This window comes from Mycolicibacterium frederiksbergense (assembly GCF_012223425.1).
In the GTDB taxonomy this organism is placed as follows: domain Bacteria; phylum Actinomycetota; class Actinomycetes; order Mycobacteriales; family Mycobacteriaceae; genus Mycobacterium; species Mycobacterium frederiksbergense.
On record NZ_CP038799.1, the window covers coordinates 3,287,193 to 3,303,789 of the forward strand.

At 66.7% G+C, this 16,597-nt stretch carries 14 protein-coding genes; 4 read left to right on the plus strand and 10 right to left on the minus strand.

What is annotated here, in order from left to right:
- Nucleotides 1–55: 55 nt before the first annotated feature.
- The 4 genes from ipdC to echA20 all read right to left on the minus strand — a co-directional run bounded on the left by ipdC (nt 56) and on the right by echA20 (nt 3,609).
- On the minus strand, nt 56–1,132 hold the full coding sequence (ipdC, locus tag EXE63_RS18850; protein ID WP_168143171.1) for a (3aS,4S,5R,7aS)-5-hydroxy-7a-methyl-1-oxo-octahydro-1H-indene-4-carboxyl-CoA dehydrogenase: 1,077 nt from the start codon (nt 1,130–1,132) through the stop codon (nt 56–58).
- A gap of 3 nt (nt 1,133–1,135) precedes the next feature.
- Nucleotides 1,136–1,885, minus strand: a complete 750-nt coding sequence (gene ipdB / locus EXE63_RS18855; protein WP_168143172.1) for a cholesterol ring-cleaving hydrolase subunit IpdB — start codon at nt 1,883–1,885, stop codon at nt 1,136–1,138.
- Nucleotides 1,882–2,760 (minus strand): cholesterol ring-cleaving hydrolase subunit IpdA, encoded by an 879-nt coding sequence (ipdA, locus tag EXE63_RS18860; protein ID WP_168143173.1) that lies wholly within the window; start codon nt 2,758–2,760, stop codon nt 1,882–1,884. The genes ipdB and ipdA overlap by 4 nt, the downstream gene beginning before the upstream one ends.
- Before the next feature lie 78 nt (nt 2,761–2,838).
- On the minus strand, nt 2,839–3,609 hold the full coding sequence (echA20, locus tag EXE63_RS18865; protein WP_105363929.1) for a (7aS)-7a-methyl-1,5-dioxo-2,3,5,6,7,7a-hexahydro-1H-indene-carboxyl-CoA hydrolase: 771 nt from the start codon (nt 3,607–3,609) through the stop codon (nt 2,839–2,841).
- A 58-nt stretch (nt 3,610–3,667) separates the two neighbouring features.
- On the opposite strand from echA20, the gene EXE63_RS18870 reads away from it, so the two are divergent.
- Entirely contained in the window at nt 3,668–4,441 is a 774-nt protein-coding gene (locus EXE63_RS18870; protein WP_168143174.1) for an SDR family oxidoreductase, read from the plus strand.
- Between the two features lie 12 nt (nt 4,442–4,453).
- Complete coding sequence (locus tag EXE63_RS18875; RefSeq protein WP_168143175.1) at nt 4,454–5,359, plus strand: SDR family oxidoreductase; 906 nt, start codon at nt 4,454–4,456, stop codon at nt 5,357–5,359.
- 12 nt (nt 5,360–5,371) lie between these two features.
- On the opposite strand, the gene EXE63_RS18880 is transcribed toward EXE63_RS18875, so the two are convergent.
- Nucleotides 5,372–6,607: a histidine phosphatase family protein gene (locus EXE63_RS18880; RefSeq protein WP_168143176.1), complete on the minus strand. Its 1,236-nt coding sequence runs from the start codon at nt 6,605–6,607 to the stop codon at nt 5,372–5,374.
- Nucleotides 6,608–6,682: 75 nt separating this feature from the next.
- Between EXE63_RS18880 and EXE63_RS18885 the strand changes: the two genes are divergently transcribed.
- Entirely contained in the window at nt 6,683–9,463 is a 2,781-nt protein-coding gene (locus EXE63_RS18885) for a helix-turn-helix transcriptional regulator (RefSeq protein WP_168143177.1), read from the plus strand.
- Between the two features lies 1 nt (nt 9,464).
- Here the strand turns inward: EXE63_RS18885 and EXE63_RS18890 are convergent, their stop codons facing one another.
- The 5 genes from EXE63_RS18890 to EXE63_RS18910 all read right to left on the minus strand — a co-directional run bounded on the left by EXE63_RS18890 (nt 9,465) and on the right by EXE63_RS18910 (nt 15,166).
- Nucleotides 9,465–11,405, minus strand: a complete 1,941-nt coding sequence (locus tag EXE63_RS18890; RefSeq protein WP_168143178.1) for a thiamine pyrophosphate-dependent enzyme — start codon at nt 11,403–11,405, stop codon at nt 9,465–9,467.
- Nucleotides 11,402–13,018: a glutamate synthase-related protein gene (locus EXE63_RS18895; protein WP_234904185.1), complete on the minus strand. Its 1,617-nt coding sequence runs from the start codon at nt 13,016–13,018 to the stop codon at nt 11,402–11,404. The genes EXE63_RS18890 and EXE63_RS18895 overlap by 4 nt, the downstream gene beginning before the upstream one ends.
- A gap of 66 nt (nt 13,019–13,084) precedes the next feature.
- On the minus strand, nt 13,085–13,564 hold the full coding sequence (locus EXE63_RS18900; RefSeq protein ID WP_168143179.1) for a nitroreductase family deazaflavin-dependent oxidoreductase: 480 nt from the start codon (nt 13,562–13,564) through the stop codon (nt 13,085–13,087).
- Between the two features lie 9 nt (nt 13,565–13,573).
- On the minus strand, nt 13,574–13,948 hold the full coding sequence (locus EXE63_RS18905; RefSeq protein ID WP_168143180.1) for a DUF8021 domain-containing protein: 375 nt from the start codon (nt 13,946–13,948) through the stop codon (nt 13,574–13,576).
- Nucleotides 13,949–14,002: 54 nt separating this feature from the next.
- Complete coding sequence (locus EXE63_RS18910) at nt 14,003–15,166, minus strand: steroid 3-ketoacyl-CoA thiolase (RefSeq protein ID WP_168143181.1); 1,164 nt, start codon at nt 15,164–15,166, stop codon at nt 14,003–14,005.
- A 162-nt stretch (nt 15,167–15,328) separates the two neighbouring features.
- Between EXE63_RS18910 and EXE63_RS18915 the strand changes: the two genes are divergently transcribed.
- Entirely contained in the window at nt 15,329–16,582 is a 1,254-nt protein-coding gene (locus tag EXE63_RS18915) for a cytochrome P450 (protein ID WP_168143182.1), read from the plus strand.
- Nucleotides 16,583–16,597 lie beyond the last annotated feature (15 nt).

Below are 16,597 nucleotides of genomic sequence, written 5' to 3' on the forward strand. Positions count from 1 at the left end.
CACCTGTGTCAGGTGAAGAAAATGGCTTCACCCTGTCATGACGAAGCTATTTCCTTCATTCCGACGTGATGAAGGAGGACGCATCCCTTAGGTGTGCCACGGCCTCGGCGACGATCTGTGGCACCAACTCCGCGCACGACGGCAGGTCGTCCAGAATGCCGGCCACCTGACCGGAGGCCAGCACACCGGCGTCGGTGTTGCCCTCGACCAGACCGGCCTTGAGCAGCATCGGGGTGTTCGCCGCCATCACGACCTGCGACCAGGTGAGATCCTTGCCGTGCCGCATGGCCAGGCCGTCGGTGACCATGGATTTCCAGGTCATCCCGGACAGTTTCTTGAACTTCTGCGCATTGCCGATCGCCGCCGCGAAACCGCGTACCGGTGAACCGCTCTCCAGCTTCTCGACCAATCCGGTGCGCAGCACCCGGTGCGGCATGCCGTCCACGCGGGTGGAGACGACGGTGCCGTCCAGTGCCGCGTCCAGGTAGCGCCGCTTGACGGCGTCGGGGACGGTCGAGTCCGAGGTCAGCAGGAACCGGGTGCCCATCGCGACCCCGGCCGCACCGTAGGACAACGCCGCGGCCAGACCGCGACCGTCGAAGAAGCCACCCGCGGCGATCACCGGCATACCGGTGTCGGCGACGGCGTCGAGCACCGACGGCAGCAGCAGGGTGGTCGCGATCGGGCCGGTGTGGCCTCCGCCCTCACCGCCCTGCACGATCACCGCGTCCGCGCCCCAGCCGGCGACCTTCTTGGCGTGCTTGGCCAGCCCGACCGACGGAATGACCACCACGCCCGCCTCTTTGAGCCTGGCGATCAGGTCGGGTTTGGGCGCTAAAGCGAAGGAGGCAACTTTGACTCCTTCGCGGATCAGGAGGTCGACGCGGTCGTTCGCGTCGCCGGCGTCGGCGCGGATGTTGATGCCGAACGGTTTGTCGGTGGCCGCCTTGACCTTGGCGACGGCCGTGGTGAGCTCCGCCAGCGTCATCGTCGCCGAGGCCAGGATGCCGAGGCCGCCGGCGTTGGAAGTGGCCGCCACCAGCCGGGCACCCGCCACCCAGCCCATACCGGTCTGGACGACGGGGTGTTCGATGCCGACCAGTTCGGTCAGCGGAGTTTTCAGCTTGGTCATGATCTAGACCTTGACCTCTTTGTCGCGCAGCGATTTCGGGTCGATGACCTCGCGGAGCAGTTTCTGCTCATCGCCGCTGGGCACCCGAGTGGTGTCGGCCTCGCTCAGACCGTGCACCTCAAACGATGTGTTCTCGGCGACCTGATCCGCCTCGACCCCCGGGTGCAGCGAGACCGCACGGAACTGGTGATCGGGACCGTTGAAATCGAAGACGCCGAGGTTGGTGACCACCCGGTAGATGTTGGCGAACCGGAAGGCCGGGTTGGCGGGATCGATCTTGTCCCAGCCGATCCCGGAGACGATATCGACGGAATCGGTGAACACCCGCTTGGAGTGGTTGCCCACGAAGTAGCTGGTGGCGTGGTTGATGCTGTTGCCGGGCGCGCCGCGCACACCGAACATCTGCCGGGTCGGATGCTGGATGGGGCCGAAGGCCGAAAGGTTCTGGTTCCCGAAGCGGTCGATCTGGTTGGCGCCCATCACGACATGGCGCCGCCCCCAGGACAGGGTCTCGAAGACCCGGTTGAACGGCATCCAGCCCTCGATCGTCGCGGGAGCTCCGATGGCCGGGGTATCGGCGATGATGCGGGCCTCACCGTCGGTCAGCACGATATCGGGAGAGAAGGTCAGTCGAGCCAACCGGGCCCCGATCTGGACGATGGTGGTCATCGGAGAGACCATGATCTCGCCTGCGTCACGGAACAATTCGGCGCACGCGACGGCGCACACCTCGGCACGGGTCACCGACATCACTTGGCTCCTTCCTTCTGTGCTTCGGCGAACTTGCGCACCGCGGCCTGGTAGTCGGCCTCGCTGCCGGACAGATACGTCTTCACGAACTCGGCCCAGGTCTCATCGGATCCCGCCGCCTCGGCGTAGTGGCGCTGGAACTTCTCGTCGCGCTTGTAGTCGGGTTCGTTCGTGGTGAAATGTGCACCGTTGGGCGCCTCCACCACGGCGTCGACCATCATCCGGTTGATCAGCAGCTGTTGGGGCACAACCGAACTGACCAGCTCCTCGGTGGACACCACCTTCTCCACGCTCAGGAAACGCTGCTGGGCGGACATCAGGAACAGATCGTCGAAGTACGGGTCGATCCCGGTGTAGGCCGCATTGCCGCGGGCATCACCCAGGTTCAGGTGCACGAACGCGGCGTCCAGATTCAGCGCCGGCATCGCGATCAGCTCTTCGTCCCCATAGGGCGATGTGACGGTCTTGAGTTCGTCACCCCAGAAGGTCCGCACGTCGCTGCCCAGTCCGGCGCGGATCGGCAGGAACGGCAGCCGCTGCGCGGCGGCCTGCAGCCCGCAGCGCAGCATGCCCTCGTCCATCTCACGGGCCTCGATGGCTCCGGTGGTGCGGGCCTTGGCGAACCACGGATCGTAGAACGGTGGCGAGTCCAGCGAGACGAAGCCGTAGTAGACGCGCTTGACCTTGTCGGCCGAGCACAACAGGCCCAGATCGGGCCCGCCGTAGGTGACCACCGTCAGATCCTTGACGTCGGTGCGCAGCAGTGCGCGGATGAAGGCCATCGGCTTGCGCCGCGACCCCCAGCCTCCGATGCCGATGGTCATGCCGCTCTCGATGGAGGACACGGCCTCGTCCAGAGTGGTTCTCTTGTCGGACATTATTTCCCCGCTCGCTTCGCTCGTGCCCGCCGCGCCATTATTTCCCCGCTCGCTTCGCTCGTGCCCGCCGAATCATGGTCACTTCGTTCCCTTGTCGGTTCCGGCGAACGCGTCGCGGTGCTCATCGGACACCCCGGCCAGGTTCAGCTCGAAGGTAAACCCTTGTTCCATGCGGTATCTCGCGGTGACCGGCTGCACGTCGATGAAGTTCAGCGCTTCCTTGGCGGCCCGGATCACCCGGGTGTCCTTGCTGGCGATATCGCGGGCCACCCGCAGCGCGGACTCGTCGAGATCGGCACGCGGCACGACCTCATGCACGGACCCGAAATGGTGCAGCGTGTTCGCATCCACGGTGGCGGCGGTGAAGAACAGCCGGCGCATCAGATGTTGGGGGACCAGCCGCGACAGGTGGGTGGCCGCGCCGAGTGCGCCGCGCTCCACCTCGGGCAGGCCGAACTTGGCGTCATCGGAGGCGACGATGACATCGGCGTTGCCGACCAGGCCGATACCGCCGCCGACGCAGAAGCCGTTGACGGCCGCGATCACCGGTACCTCGCACTCGTAGACCGCCTTGAACGCGTGGTAGCAGCCACGGTTGGCGTCGATGAGCGCGGTGAAGCCCTCGGTGTTCTGCATTTCCTTGATGTCCACGCCGGCGTTGAAGCCGCGTCCCTCCGCGCGCAGGATCACCACGTGGGTGCTGCGGTCACGTCCCGCGGCGGTGATGGCGTCGCCGAGTTCGAACCAACCGCGAGACGGGATGGCGTTGACGGGCGGGTAGTTCACGGTCACCGAGACGATGCCCGGTTCGACTGTCGCGGTGGTGATGGTCTTCGTTTTGTCTGACACAAGTCACTTCCTGGAGGGGTCGCTACCTAAGCAAGCACTTGCTTGGTACGCTAGCACAGTGAGTGACGCGGCTGGAATCAATCTGCAACTGGACGGCCGGGTGGTCCTGGTGACCGGCGGAGTGCGTGGCGTCGGAGCCGGGATCAGCGCCGTCTTCGCTGCTCAGGGTGCCACCGTGGTGACGTGTGCGCGCCGCCCGGTCGAGGGTTCGCCGTACGAGTTCCACTCCTGCGACATCCGCGACGATGACTCGGTGCAGGCCCTCATCGGCGCGATCGTCGAGCAGCACGGCCGCCTGGATGTGGTGGTCAACAATGCCGGCGGATCGCCCTACGTGCTGGCCGCCGATGCCTCGGCCAAGTTCAGCACGAAGATCATCGAACTCAATCTGATCGGCGCGCTGTCGGTCTCCACGCACGCCAACGCGGTGATGCAGCGCCAAGATTCCGGCGGGTCCATCGTCAACATCTCCAGTGTGAGTGGGCATCGCCCCACACCGGGCACGGCCGCCTACGGCGCCGCCAAGGCCGGCATCGACAACCTCACCTCGACGCTGGCCGTCGAATGGGCCCCCAAGGTGCGGGTCAACTCGGTGGTGGTCGGCATGGTCGAGACCGAACAGGCCGAGTTGTTCTACGGCGACGCGGACTCGATCGCGGCCATCTCGAAGAATGTGCCGCTGGGGCGCCTGGCCAAGCCTGCCGATATCGGCTGGGCCACCGCGTTTCTGGCATCCGAAGCGGCTTCCTACATCAGTGGTGCGTCGTTGCAGGTGCACGGCGGCGGCGAGCCACCGCACTACCTGTCGACCACCACCGCGGACATCAAATAAAGGAGAACAGCAATGGGTTTGCTTGACGGCCGGGTAGTCATCGTGACGGGCGCCGGTGGCGGTATCGGGCGCGAACACGCACTCGCCTTCGCCGCCGAGGGCGCCCGAGTGGTGGTCAACGACATCGGTGTGGGACTCGACGGTTCACCGGCCGGCGGCGGCAGCGCCGCGCAGACCGTGGTCGACGAGATCGTGGCCGCCGGTGGCGAAGCCGTCACCAGCGGTGCGAATGTCGCGGACTGGGGCCAGGCCGAGGGGCTCATCCAGACCGCCGTCGACTCCTTCGGCGGCCTCGATGTCCTGGTCAACAATGCGGGCATCGTCCGGGACCGGATGTTCGTCAACGCCACCGAAGAGGAGTTCGACGCGGTCACCGCCGTGCACCTCAAGGGGCATTTCGCCACCATGAAGCATGCCGGTGCCTACTGGCGCGCTCAGTCCAAGGCCGGTAACGCGGTCGACGCCCGCATCATCAACACCAGCTCGGGCGCGGGTCTGCAGGGCAGCGTCGGGCAGGCGACCTACAGCGCCTCCAAGGCCGGTATCGCCGCGCTGACCCTGGTCGCGGCGGCCGAGATGGGGCGCATCGGTGTCACCGTGAACGCCATCGCGCCGTCGGCCCGCACCCGGATGACAGAGACCGTGTTCGCCGAGATGATGTCGACCCAGGACGCCGCCTTCGATGCGATGGCGCCGGAGAACATCTCCCCGCTCGTCGTCTGGCTCGGCAGCGTCGAATCCCGTGACGTCACCGGCCGGATCTTCGAGGTCGAAGGCGGCATCATCCGGGTGGCCGAAGGCTGGGCGCGCGGCGGCGAGATCGACAAGGGCGCGAAGTGGGATCCGGCCGAACTCGGTCCGGTGGTCACCGACCTGCTGGCCAAGTCCCGGACACCGATGCCGGTGTTCGGAGCCTGAGCCCCCGCGGTGTCAGGCGGCTTCTTTCTCGGCGCCTGAATCGCCATCGGCGGGCTTGCTCTCCGGGCGCGCCGCCTGCTTGGGGGTGATCGGAGAGACCTTGCGGTCGGTGCTGAGATCGGCTGTGTGCGGGTATTTTTCGGTGATCGCCGCGCTGGGACGACCCGGCTTCTTCACCGTACGGGCGGTCCGCAGCTTCTTGACCGGCGCGGCGACCTCCGGTTCGGCCGCCACTGCCTCGGCTGCCTCCGGCGCCGTGATCCGGGCCTGCGCGGCCGCTGCTGCCGGAGTGTCGCTGGTCGTGGTGTCTGGAGCGCTCGGCCGGATCTTCCTGGTGACCTCGTCGACGACATCGCGCACCACAGCGACCGTGAACGTGATCGGGGCCTGCACGACGGCGCCCACGCCGTCGCGGATGGCCGTGGCGATCTGGCCGATATCCCCGGTGCCAAATGCCCGCACCACGTTGTAGGCCGCGGTCTGCGGTGTCACCGCGAGGTCGCGGGCGTTGACGAACAGTTTGGTGCCCAGGCTCGCCGGTCCGACCGGTAGGCCCGCCCAGGTCTTGAGCGTCCAACCCTCGTCGGCGCTGCCCTCCACGACCACGATCCCGGTGTTGTCCAGCCGGTGGCGCAGCATCAGCCCCAGGTCCGGGTTGTCGACGTTCATCATCGTCCAGAACATGATCGTCGCGGCATGGGAGAACACGACGGGATTCTGCGCACCGGCCTGCTCCACGAGCTTCAAGGCGGAATCCATGCGTGCATCGAAGGCATTGCCGTCTCCGCCGCCGGGAACCGGCACCGACCGCGCGCCCAGCGTCCACAGCGCGGGTGCCAGCACGTAACCGATGCCGCCGAGCCCGGAATCCGACGATCTCTCGAACCAGCCGGCGTTGATCTCGCGGAACCCGGGCAACACAGTGGGAGTGAGCCCGGTGGTAGCCGCGAACGGCGCGGCGGTTTCGGTGGTGCGCACCATGTTCGACGCGTAGATGGCGTCGTAGTCGACGCCATCGGCGGCCAGCGCTGCCGCGACCGCCGCCGCCTGGGCCTGGCCCAGCGGCGTCAGGGGGGCTCCGGGAATCGAGTTGTCGATCGTGTGCGACGCGTTGGCCTCGGACTCACCGTGCCGGACGAAGGTCACCGTCATGGCGGCCACCGGCACGGCGGTGATGACGAACAGGACCGTCGCGGTCAGCGCCGCGAGCAGGAGTTTCAATGAGTGCCTGCGGGACCCCGTGACCATCGGCTCACAGTAGCGAGCCATACGGGACCGCCGCGTAAAATGGTGCGAAATGCAGTCGGAGCCGGCGGTGCGTCCATGACACAGCCTGGTTCCGCCGTGCCGATTTTCGGCCGTGCCCCGCTGGCGGGTTTGACGACGCAGGTCGCCACCGGTGCGGCCGGTGCACCGCAGGCGATCGTCTTGGTGGGTGAGCCGGGGATCGGCAAATCGGTCCTGCTCCGGCACGCCATGGCACAGGTGCCGAGCCCTGGCCGGGTGCTCTTCGCATCCGGGACAGAGCCCGACCACGTCCCGCCGTTCACCGCGTTGTCCGAGTTCATCCGGCCCATCGCGGATCGGATCGCGGATCTGCCGATGCTGCTGCGCGACGCTCTCCGGGATGTGATGGGGGCAGGCGGGGATTCCGGGACGCCGAGTCCGGCCGTGATCCAGCAGGCAGTGCTCGCCCTGTTCGTTGCGGCCGCCGATCAGCTGTTGGTGCTCGTGCTCGACGACTTCGACCGGTTCGAGCCGGACTCGCGTCAGGTGCTCGCCTACGTTCTCGGCCGGGTGCCGCACCTGCCGGTGCGGATCCTGATGAGTGCACGTCGACTGGACCTGCTGCGCGGGCTCGACTCGGTGATGACCGTCGTCGACGTGCCCCCACTGACGGATGCGGCAGCGACACAGTTGATCGAGGCGCAGTCGGTGGTGCCACACCCCAGCGTGTGCGGCGAGATCATTCGATGGTCCGGCGGAAATCCGCTGGCGATCATCGAGTCCGCACGGTTCTACGGCCGATCCGGATCGGAGGTATTCCGGTTCAACCGCATGGTCGATGGAGGGTTCGCCCACACGCTGTTCGCCACCCGGATAGCCGAACTACCGCAAGATGCCGGTCGGCTCGTTCTGTTCGCGGCGACCGGCGCCGGTTACGAGGACATCGACATCCTCACCACCGCTGCGGGTTTCGGAGACGAGTTCGCCCGGTGGGAGCCGGCCATCGCGGCCGGAATCGTGACCGTCGGCGAAGATCGGCGGGTGCGGTTCAGTCACCCGCTGATTCGGAGCGTCGCCTACTCCGAGGGTGGTCACGATCAACGCCGCGCAGCGCATATCGCGCTCGCCGAGACGGCGACCCTGGATTTGTTCTGTCGCGCATGGCATCTGGCCGCGGCCGCGACCGGACCCGACGAGAGCGTCGCCGCGCTTCTGGAACGGGGTGCTGCGCACTCGCGGCAACGCGGCGGCTATCTGGAGGTGGCCCGGGCCTTGCAGCGGGCCGGGGAGTTGAGTCCGGGCCGTGAGAATGCGGCTCGCCGGTTCACGTTGGCCGCGGCGGCGGCGAACTTCGGTGGCGACCCGTCCTGGGCGCAGGCTCTGAGCGCTTCCGCGGTGCACAATTCGGCGGATCCGGAGATCATCGGACAGGCGGCGCTGACCCGGGCATCCGTGCTCGTGCAGGCTGCCCGCCCTGCGGAGGCGCACGACCTGGTCCGCGCCACGCTCGACGGGGCAGGACCGTCGGACACTCGGCTGCGGCTGGGTCTCATGTACGTCGCGGCTTCTGCCGCGTACTACTCAGGAGACCGCCTCGAGCGGTCCCGGCTACGCCGTTGGCTCGATGAGACTGCGGGCGACACCCTCTCCGCGTCGGTCTTCTCGATGCCACTGCCGGTGGAGTCGGCTCCGTTACAGCGGGCGTACATCGCGATGTATGCCGACAGTGCCGGCAGCGCACACAGCCGTCCTGCGCCGTGGGACCGGCGCTGGTTGCAGCCGATGCCCGCCGCGGTCGAGCCGTATCGCAGGCTGATCGTCGGCGAGATGGCCTATGTGAGCGAAGAAAGCGCATTGGCGGTCGTTGAGTTCAGGGAAGCCGTCGAACAACTGAAGGCGACGGGCGGCTTGCGGGGTTTCACCTATGCCATGGCGGCCCTGGCGTGGGCACTGCACGACACCGGTCGCTGGTCTGAACTACAGGAATTGCTGGCCGAGACCGAAAGCCTCTGTGCCGTATACGACCTTGCCCTGCTGCATACCGAAAGCAGTGTCGCGCGCGCACATCTGCTGGCCGGTATCGGAGATTCCGGCGGCGCAGACGCCGCACTCGATGACGCCACCCGCATCGTGGCGGACAAGGGTGGTGCGGCGACCGCTGTCGCATTGGCCCGGGCGAGCGGCTGGAACGCCCTGGCCCAAGGCGATTTCGACACGGCGTATCGGTCCTTCCGGCAGGTGTTCGGCACCGACGGCGAGCCCGTCCACTTCGTCGTCTCCCACCGCGCGATCGCCGATCTGGCCTGGGCAGGCGTGCGTAGCGGACACACCGAAGAGGTGCGCCCCCTCGTCGCCGCGATCGGCCGGCAGCTCGGATCGCGCCCGCCCCTGCGGCTGCGGCTCTTGCGGCATCAGGCGCTCGCGCTGACCGCCTCGGCCCATCTCGCCGAACGCCACTACCGGTTGGCGGTTGCCGACCCGGCCGGCGAACAGTGGCCCATGGAACACGCCCGCGCGCGCCTGCACTACGGCGAGTGGCTCCGCCGGGTCCGGCGTCCGGCGCAGGCTCGGACTCAGCTCGCGGCCGCGCTGGAAGTGTTCGAGCGACTCGGCGCGGTTCCCTTCGAACAGCTCGCGCGCGCCGAGTTGCGCGCCGCCGGCGTCACCGAATCAGCCCCGCGGCCGGTCGAGGGGATGGATTCGCTGACGGCTCAGGAACGTCAGATCGTCGCAATGGCGGCGGCCGGCCTCACCAACCGCGAGATCGGACAGCGCGTCAACCTCTCGCCGCGGACCATCGCCTCCCATCTCTACAAGGTGTATCCCAAGCTGGGGGTCAGCCGTCGTCATCAACTACGCGACATCGTCGACGGCTGAGTTAGTGACTGGCCGGATCGGTGAGGATCTCGACCAGCGCAGGCCCGGGGTACCTGAGCGCCTCGGCGATCGCAGGTCCGAGATCGGTTGCGTCGGTGACGCGGACGCCGTGAGCACCGCAATTCCGCGCGTAGGCGGCGAAGTCCGGATTGTGCAGTGATGTCTGCCAGACGGCGTATTCGGCGCCGCGCTGTTCCTCGCTGATCTTCGCCAGCTCTCCGTTGTTGAGCAGAATGTGGGTGATGTTCATGCCGTATTTCACTGCGGTGGTGACCTCGGCGAGGTATTGGCCGAAGCCGCCGTCGCCGGTGATGGCCACGATCGTGCGGTCGGGTGCGGCCGCCCAGGCTCCCATGGCGGCCGGATAACCGAAGCCGATGGAGCCGAGATACCCCGACATCAGCACCGACTGTTGTTTTGTCTCGAAATAGCGGCCGAACGAATAGGCATGATTGCCGACGTCCACCGCGAGGACGGCATTGTCGGGGACGTGGCGGGCCAGTTCTTCGAAGACGGTTGCCGCCGCGACCCGGCCGACCGGCTGTTTGGTGGCGCGTCGGGCCTTCTCAGATCGCCAGACCGACCACCGGGCAGCCACTTCCGGCCGCTGGTCGACCAGCGCGGGATGTGCGCGAACGCTGCCGAGAATCGCCTCGGCGGTGACGCCGACATCCCCGAGCACCGGAACCGACACCGGGCGGAAGCGGCCGAGGACCATCGGGTCGGTGTCGACCTGAATGGTCGGTTTGTACGGTGAGATCCCGCTGTGATTGGAGAATGAGGCACCGAACACCAGGATCAGGTCGGCCTTGTTCATCATCCACGATGCCACCGGTGTCCCGGAGCGGCCGAGCACACCACAGGCCAGCGGATGGGCATCCGAGATCTGCCCCTTCGCCTTGAAGGTGGTCAACACCGGTGCGCGCAGGTGCTCTGCCAGCGCCACCACCGCGGGCATATCGGATTTTGCGCCGGCGCCGACGATGACCAGCGGCCTGGTCGCCGAGGCGATCAGGCCGAGCGCCTGCTCCAGTGCAGATGCCGGTGGCCCGACCCGCATGTCCGGCATCCGGCCTTCGGGACCCGATGGTGGTCCGTCGCCGGCGAGTACCTGGACCTCGTCGGGAAGCACCAAATGGCCGACTCCGCGGTCCAGGATCGCGTGTTTGAGTGCCATGGTCATCAGCTCGGCGTGATCGGAACCGGCCCGCACCATGGCCGAGTAGACGGTGACATCGGCGAATGCGGCGAGAAGGTCGATGTCCTGGAATGCGCCCTTGCCCGCCACCGAGGAATCGACGTTCCCCGAGATCGCGAGGACCGGCGCCCGGTCCGATCGGGCGTCGTACAGGCCGGTGAGTAGATTGGTCGAGCCCGGCCCCGCGATGCCGAAACATACCGCGGGTCGTCCGGTGAGCTTGCCGTACGCAGCGGCCGCGAATGCGGCCGCCCCCTCGTGCCGGATCCCGAAATACCGTAGTTTCCCTGCGTCTTCCGCACGGTGCATGGCTTCTGCGATACCGAGATTCGAATGGCCGACCATGCCGAAGACGGTGTCGACACCCCAATTGGACATCGTCTCGACCAGCACGTCGCTGACCGTCCGGGTGCGTTCGGCGGACTTCGGCACCTGGACGTACACGCCGTCGGTGCGCACCTCGACCGGGTAGGTGGGTACGTCGAAATCAGGACCTCCCGCCGCCTCGCCGGTGAACGGGTCGAAGTCGAAACCGTGCCAAGGACAGCGGATCTTGTCGTTCTCCAGCGTGCCCTGCCCCAGCGGGCCACCCTGGTGTGGGCACCTGTTGTCGATGGCGCCGTACCGGCCGCCCAGTTTCGTCAGGGCCACCGTCTTGAGCCCGGCCGGGCACACCGCAACCTCGCCGTCGTCGAGGTCATCGATGTCAACGGCCTTGTGCCAGAGCTGTTCCTGGTCGCTCACAGCGGTATCGCTCCTGCATAGGGGACTCCGGCCAGGTAGGCGAAGTCGCGTTCGTAGGTGACGAGGTCGTCGAGTTCGAAGTCGGCCAGACGCCGGTGACCGCAGGCCCGGGCAAGCACGACCATCAGGTCGACGGTGGCGCGCAGGAAACGGTCCAGGCGTTGAGCGGCCTGTTGCACCGGTAGCCGGGCGCGCAGACGCGGATCCTGGGTGGCGATACCGACCGGGCAGGTGTTGGTGTTGCAGGCACGCATGCCGACGCACCCGATGGCCTGCAGTGCGGCGTTGGAGAGGCCTATCGCATCGGCACCCAGCGCCAGCGCCTTGACCATATCTGCCGGGGTGCGGATACCGCCGGTGATGGCCAGGGTGACCCCGCGCGCCTCGCAGCGGTCGAGGTGTCGCCGCGCCCGTGCCAGCGCGGGGATGGTCGGCACGGAGATGTTGTCACGGAAAATCGTTGGGGCGGCTCCCGTTCCGCCGCCACGGCCGTCGAGTATGAGGTAGTCGACGCCGATCTCGAGGGCCGCGTCGATGTCGTGTTCGATCCTCTGCGCGCTCATCTTGTACCCGATCGGAATTCCGCCGGAGATCTCGCGCACCTGGGCCGCGAATTCGGCGAACTGGCTCACCGACGTCCAGTCCGGGAAGCGGGCGGGGGAGATGGCGGCGGTTCCCGGGACCAGGCCCCTGACCTCGGCGATCTTCCCGACCACCTTATTGCCGGGAAGGTGTCCGCCGGTTCCCGTCTTGGCCCCCTGCCCGCCCTTGAAATGGAAGGCCTGAACCTGGTGTATCCGGTCGAAGCTCCATCCGAACCGGCCGGAGGCCAGTTCGTAGAAGTACTTCGAATTCTCCTGCTGTTCCTCCGGCAGCATGCCGCCTTCGCCGGAACAGATCCCGGTGCCCGCCAGCTCGGACCCCATGGCGAGTGCGGTCTTGGCCTCCTGCGAGAGTGCGCCGAAACTCATATCGCTGATGAACAGCGGGATGTCGAGGACCAGCGGTCGGTTGGCCAGTGGGCCGATCACGGTCTCGGTGCCCACACTCTCGTCGTCGAGCAACGGCAGCCGCGCCAGTTGGGCGGTGACGATCTGGAGCGAGTCCCAGGACGGCAGCTGATCACGCGGCACGCCCATCGCCGCTGACGCGCCGTGGTGGCCGACTCTGCTCAGCCCGTGCGTCGCGAACTCGTGGATCGCGGTGACGAACGGTTCCTCGGCGGTGTCGGTCGGCTTGACCCACTTACCCTGATAGCCGTCGTCACCGTGGCTCTGCGGGTTGGCCCGGGCGAACTCGGACACCGCGGCGTGATCGACATAGACGTCGTCATCGGAAACCCATACCGGGAACTTGGTCAGCGCGACAGCCGGATTCACCGGCGAGACGCCGGTATCGGCGTCGTAGCGCCAACCGTGCACACCACAGACCACGAGGTCGTCCTGCAGATGGCCGTCCGACATCAGGGCCCCGCGGTGGCTGCACCGGCCGTACAGCGCCGAGACGGCGTCGCCGCGCCGGATCAGGATCAGCTCCACCCCCGCGGCCACCACCGGGTACGGCGAGCCCTCCGGTAGCTCCGCCAACGATGTCACTCTCAGCGCCGTCTCCACGCGGCGACTATCGCGCACCGACGGCGAATGCACATCAGTCAGATGACTGGTGGCATCGGCAGGGAGCTACACGGGATCGCAGATGAGGATCGGGATCTTGCGATCGGTGTAGGACCGGTAATTGGCGAAGTCGGCGTACATCGCGTCCAGCTTGGGCCAGTACTGGTCACGTTCGGCGTCGGTGGCCTCGCGGGCCACCAGATCCAGTTTCTCCTTCTTGGTCTGAAAGGAGATGTTCGGGTTGGCCGTGATGTTCAGGTACCACATGGGGTTGGTGGCCCGGCCGCCCTGGGAGGCGACCAGGACGATGCGCGTGCCCTCCTGCAGGAACAGCAGCGGACTGTCCCGGGGCTCTCCGGACTTGCGCCCGATGGTGGTCAGGATGCCGACCTCGGCGCCGTGCAGGAACTTGTTCCCGAACCTGCCGTTCGTCTTCTTGAAGATCCAGGTCTGGGCGCGGGACATCCACTTGATGGCGGTCCCGGTGGCCGGCGCATTGAGCCGTTCGACCTGTTTGGGGTTGAGCGACTTGGGTGTATCTGGCATGAGCTGAACCTATCGCCCGATGAACGGCTTCAGCGACGCCCGGATGTGGTGGATTCGGGGATCGTCGGCGGGGATCAGAAAGGTCTCGTCGACGTGTGAGCAGACCCGGCGGCCGAACAGTCGCGGTTTGGTCAGCACGTCGAACTCGGCCCGGATGTGGTCACCGTCGACGGTGAACGTGGGCGGCGTCGTCTGTTCGATCAGCTTGAACTGGGGGCCGTTGTTCAGACTGCGCCGCAGGTGATCTCCCGAGCGCCCGGTCTTGAGCCCCATCTCGATGCGGATGCAGTCCGGTGCGAACGGGACCGCATCGGCCCGATGGGTGGACAGCGCGTCGATATAGGACTGGGCGGCCGCGATGCGGTCCGCCTCCGTGGCCACCATCAGATCCGCTCGATGATGGTGCCCGTAGGACCGCCGATACGTGAGACGGGCATCTCAGATCCGCTCGATGATGGTGCCCGTAGACAACGCGCCGCCGGCGCACATGGTGATCAGCGCGGTGCTCTGACCGGTGCGCTCCAGCTCGTGCAGAGCGGTGGTGATCAGTCGGGCGCCGGTGGAGCCGACGGGATGTCCGAGCGCGATGGCGCCGCCGTTGACGTTCACCTTGTCCATATCGGCGCCGTGCACCTGAGCCCAGGACAGCACAACCGAGGCGAAGGCCTCGTTGATCTCGACGAGGTCGATATCGCCGATCTTCATGCCGGCCTTCTCCAGCACCTTTGCCGTCGACTGCACCGGTCCGTCCAGGTGGTAGTAGGTCTCGGCGCCGACGTTGGCCTGCGCGACGATCCGCGCCCGCGGCTTCAAGCCGTGAGCTTTGGCGACGTCTTCATCCATCCAGAGCACCGCGGCCGCACCGTCGGAGATCTGCGAGGAGGTGCCTGCGGTATGGCTGGCACCCTCCATCACCGGCTTCAGCGCTGCCAGACCCTCGGCGGTGGTGTCGCGCAATCCCTGATCGCGGGTCACCAGCGCCCACTCGTCGGTGGGACGCTTGTTCTCGTCGAGCACCGGTGCCGAGATCGGCGAGATCTCGCGGTCGAAACGCCCTTCTTCCCAGGCCCGCTTGGCCTTGGCCTGCGACGCCAGACCGAGCGCGTCGAGGTCCGCGCGGCTGATCCCGCGGCGTTTGGCGATGCGTTCGGCGGCCTCGAACTGGTTCGGCATGTCGATATCCCACGACGAGGCGCGGATGATGCTGCGATCGGGTCCGGCGTTGGCGCCGAGGCCGACCCGGCTCATCGCTTCGACACCGCAGGCGATGCCGATGTCGATGGCGCCGGTGGCGATCAACCCGGCGATCAGATGGTTGGCCTGCTGAGCGCTGCCGCACTGGCAGTCGATGGTGGTGGCGCCGACGTGCTCGGGCAGGCCGGCGGTCAGCCAGCCGACCCGGGTGATGTTGTTGGACTGCTCGCCGAACTGGGTGACGCAACCGCCGATGAGCTGCTCGACGTCACCGGCATCGATACCGGCTTTCTCGACGACAGCCTTCTGGACCGCGCCCAGAAGTTCGGTGGCGTGCAGCCCGGACAGCCACCCATTGCGCTTGCCGATGGGGCTGCGGGTGGCTTCGACGATGACAGGATTACCCATGATGTCAGGCTAGAACACGTTTCATTAGTCTGACAAGCGACGATGCCCCCGTGCCTTTTATCTGCGGTGAAGGCATGTTTCAATGGTTCGCAAGTGGCACTAGGAGGAATTGTTCCCAACCCCTGACATGTGCCCGGACTTTGCGCAAAGGAGATCATCTGCATGGCCAGCCTGAACCTGCCCGACGGCTTCGATCCGCTCGACGCCAGCCTCAACCTCGAACGGCTGCCCGTAGAAGAGTTGGCGGAAATCCGAAAATCCGAACCCATCCACTGGGTCGATGTGCCGGGGGGAACCGGCGGCTTCGGCGACAAGGGCTACTGGATCGTCACCAAGCACGCCGATGTCAAAGAGGTGTCCAAGCGCAGCGATGTGTTCGGCAGCTCGCCCGACGGCGCCATCCCGGTCTGGCCGCAGGAGATGCAGCGCGACGCCATCGACCTGCAGAAGGCCGTGCTGCTGAACATGGACGCCCCGCAGCACACCCGGCTGCGCAAGATCATCTCCCGCGGTTTCACCCCGCGCGCGGTGGGCCGGCTGGAAGACGAGCTGCGGGCACGCGCCCGCAAGATCGCCGAGACCGCCGCCGCCGACGGGGTCGGTGATTTCGTCGAGCAGGTCGCCAGCGAGCTCCCGCTCCAGGCGATCGCCGAACTACTCGGCGTGCCGCAGGAGGACCGTGACAAGCTGTTCCGCTGGTCCAACGAGATGACCGCGGGCGAGGACGAGGAGTACGCCGACGTCGATCCGGCGATGTCCTCCTTCGAACTGATCACCTACGCCATGAAGATGGCCGAGGACCGGTCCAAGAATCCGACCGAAGACATCGTGACGAAGTTGATCGAAGCCGACATCGACGGCGAGAAGCTCTCCGATGACGAGTTCGGGTTCTTCGTGATCATGCTGGCGGTGGCCGGCAACGAGACCACCCGCAACTCGACGACGCACGGCATGATCGCCTTCGCGCAGCACCCCGAACAGTGGGAGCTGTACAAGAAGGAGCGCCCGGGCACTGCGGCCGACGAGATCATCCGTTGGGCCACACCCGTTTCGGCATTCCAGCGCACCGCCCTGGAGGACACCGAACTGAACGGGGTGAAGATCAAGAAGGGTGAGCGGGTGGTGATGTCCTACCGCTCGGCCAACTTCGACGAGGACGCGTTCGAGAACCCGGAGCAGTTCAACATCCTGCGCGACCCGAACCCGCACGTCGGTTTCGGCGGCACCGGTGCGCACTACTGCATCGGCGCCAACCTGGCCCGGATGACCATCAACCTGATCTTCAACGCCATCGCCGATGTGATGCCCGACATCAAGCCCGTCGGCGATCCCGAGCGGCTGAAGTCGGGCTGGCTCAACGGCATCAAGCACTGGCAGGTCGACTACACCGGCGCCGGATCAGCCGTCTCCAACTAGCACATATCAAGGAGC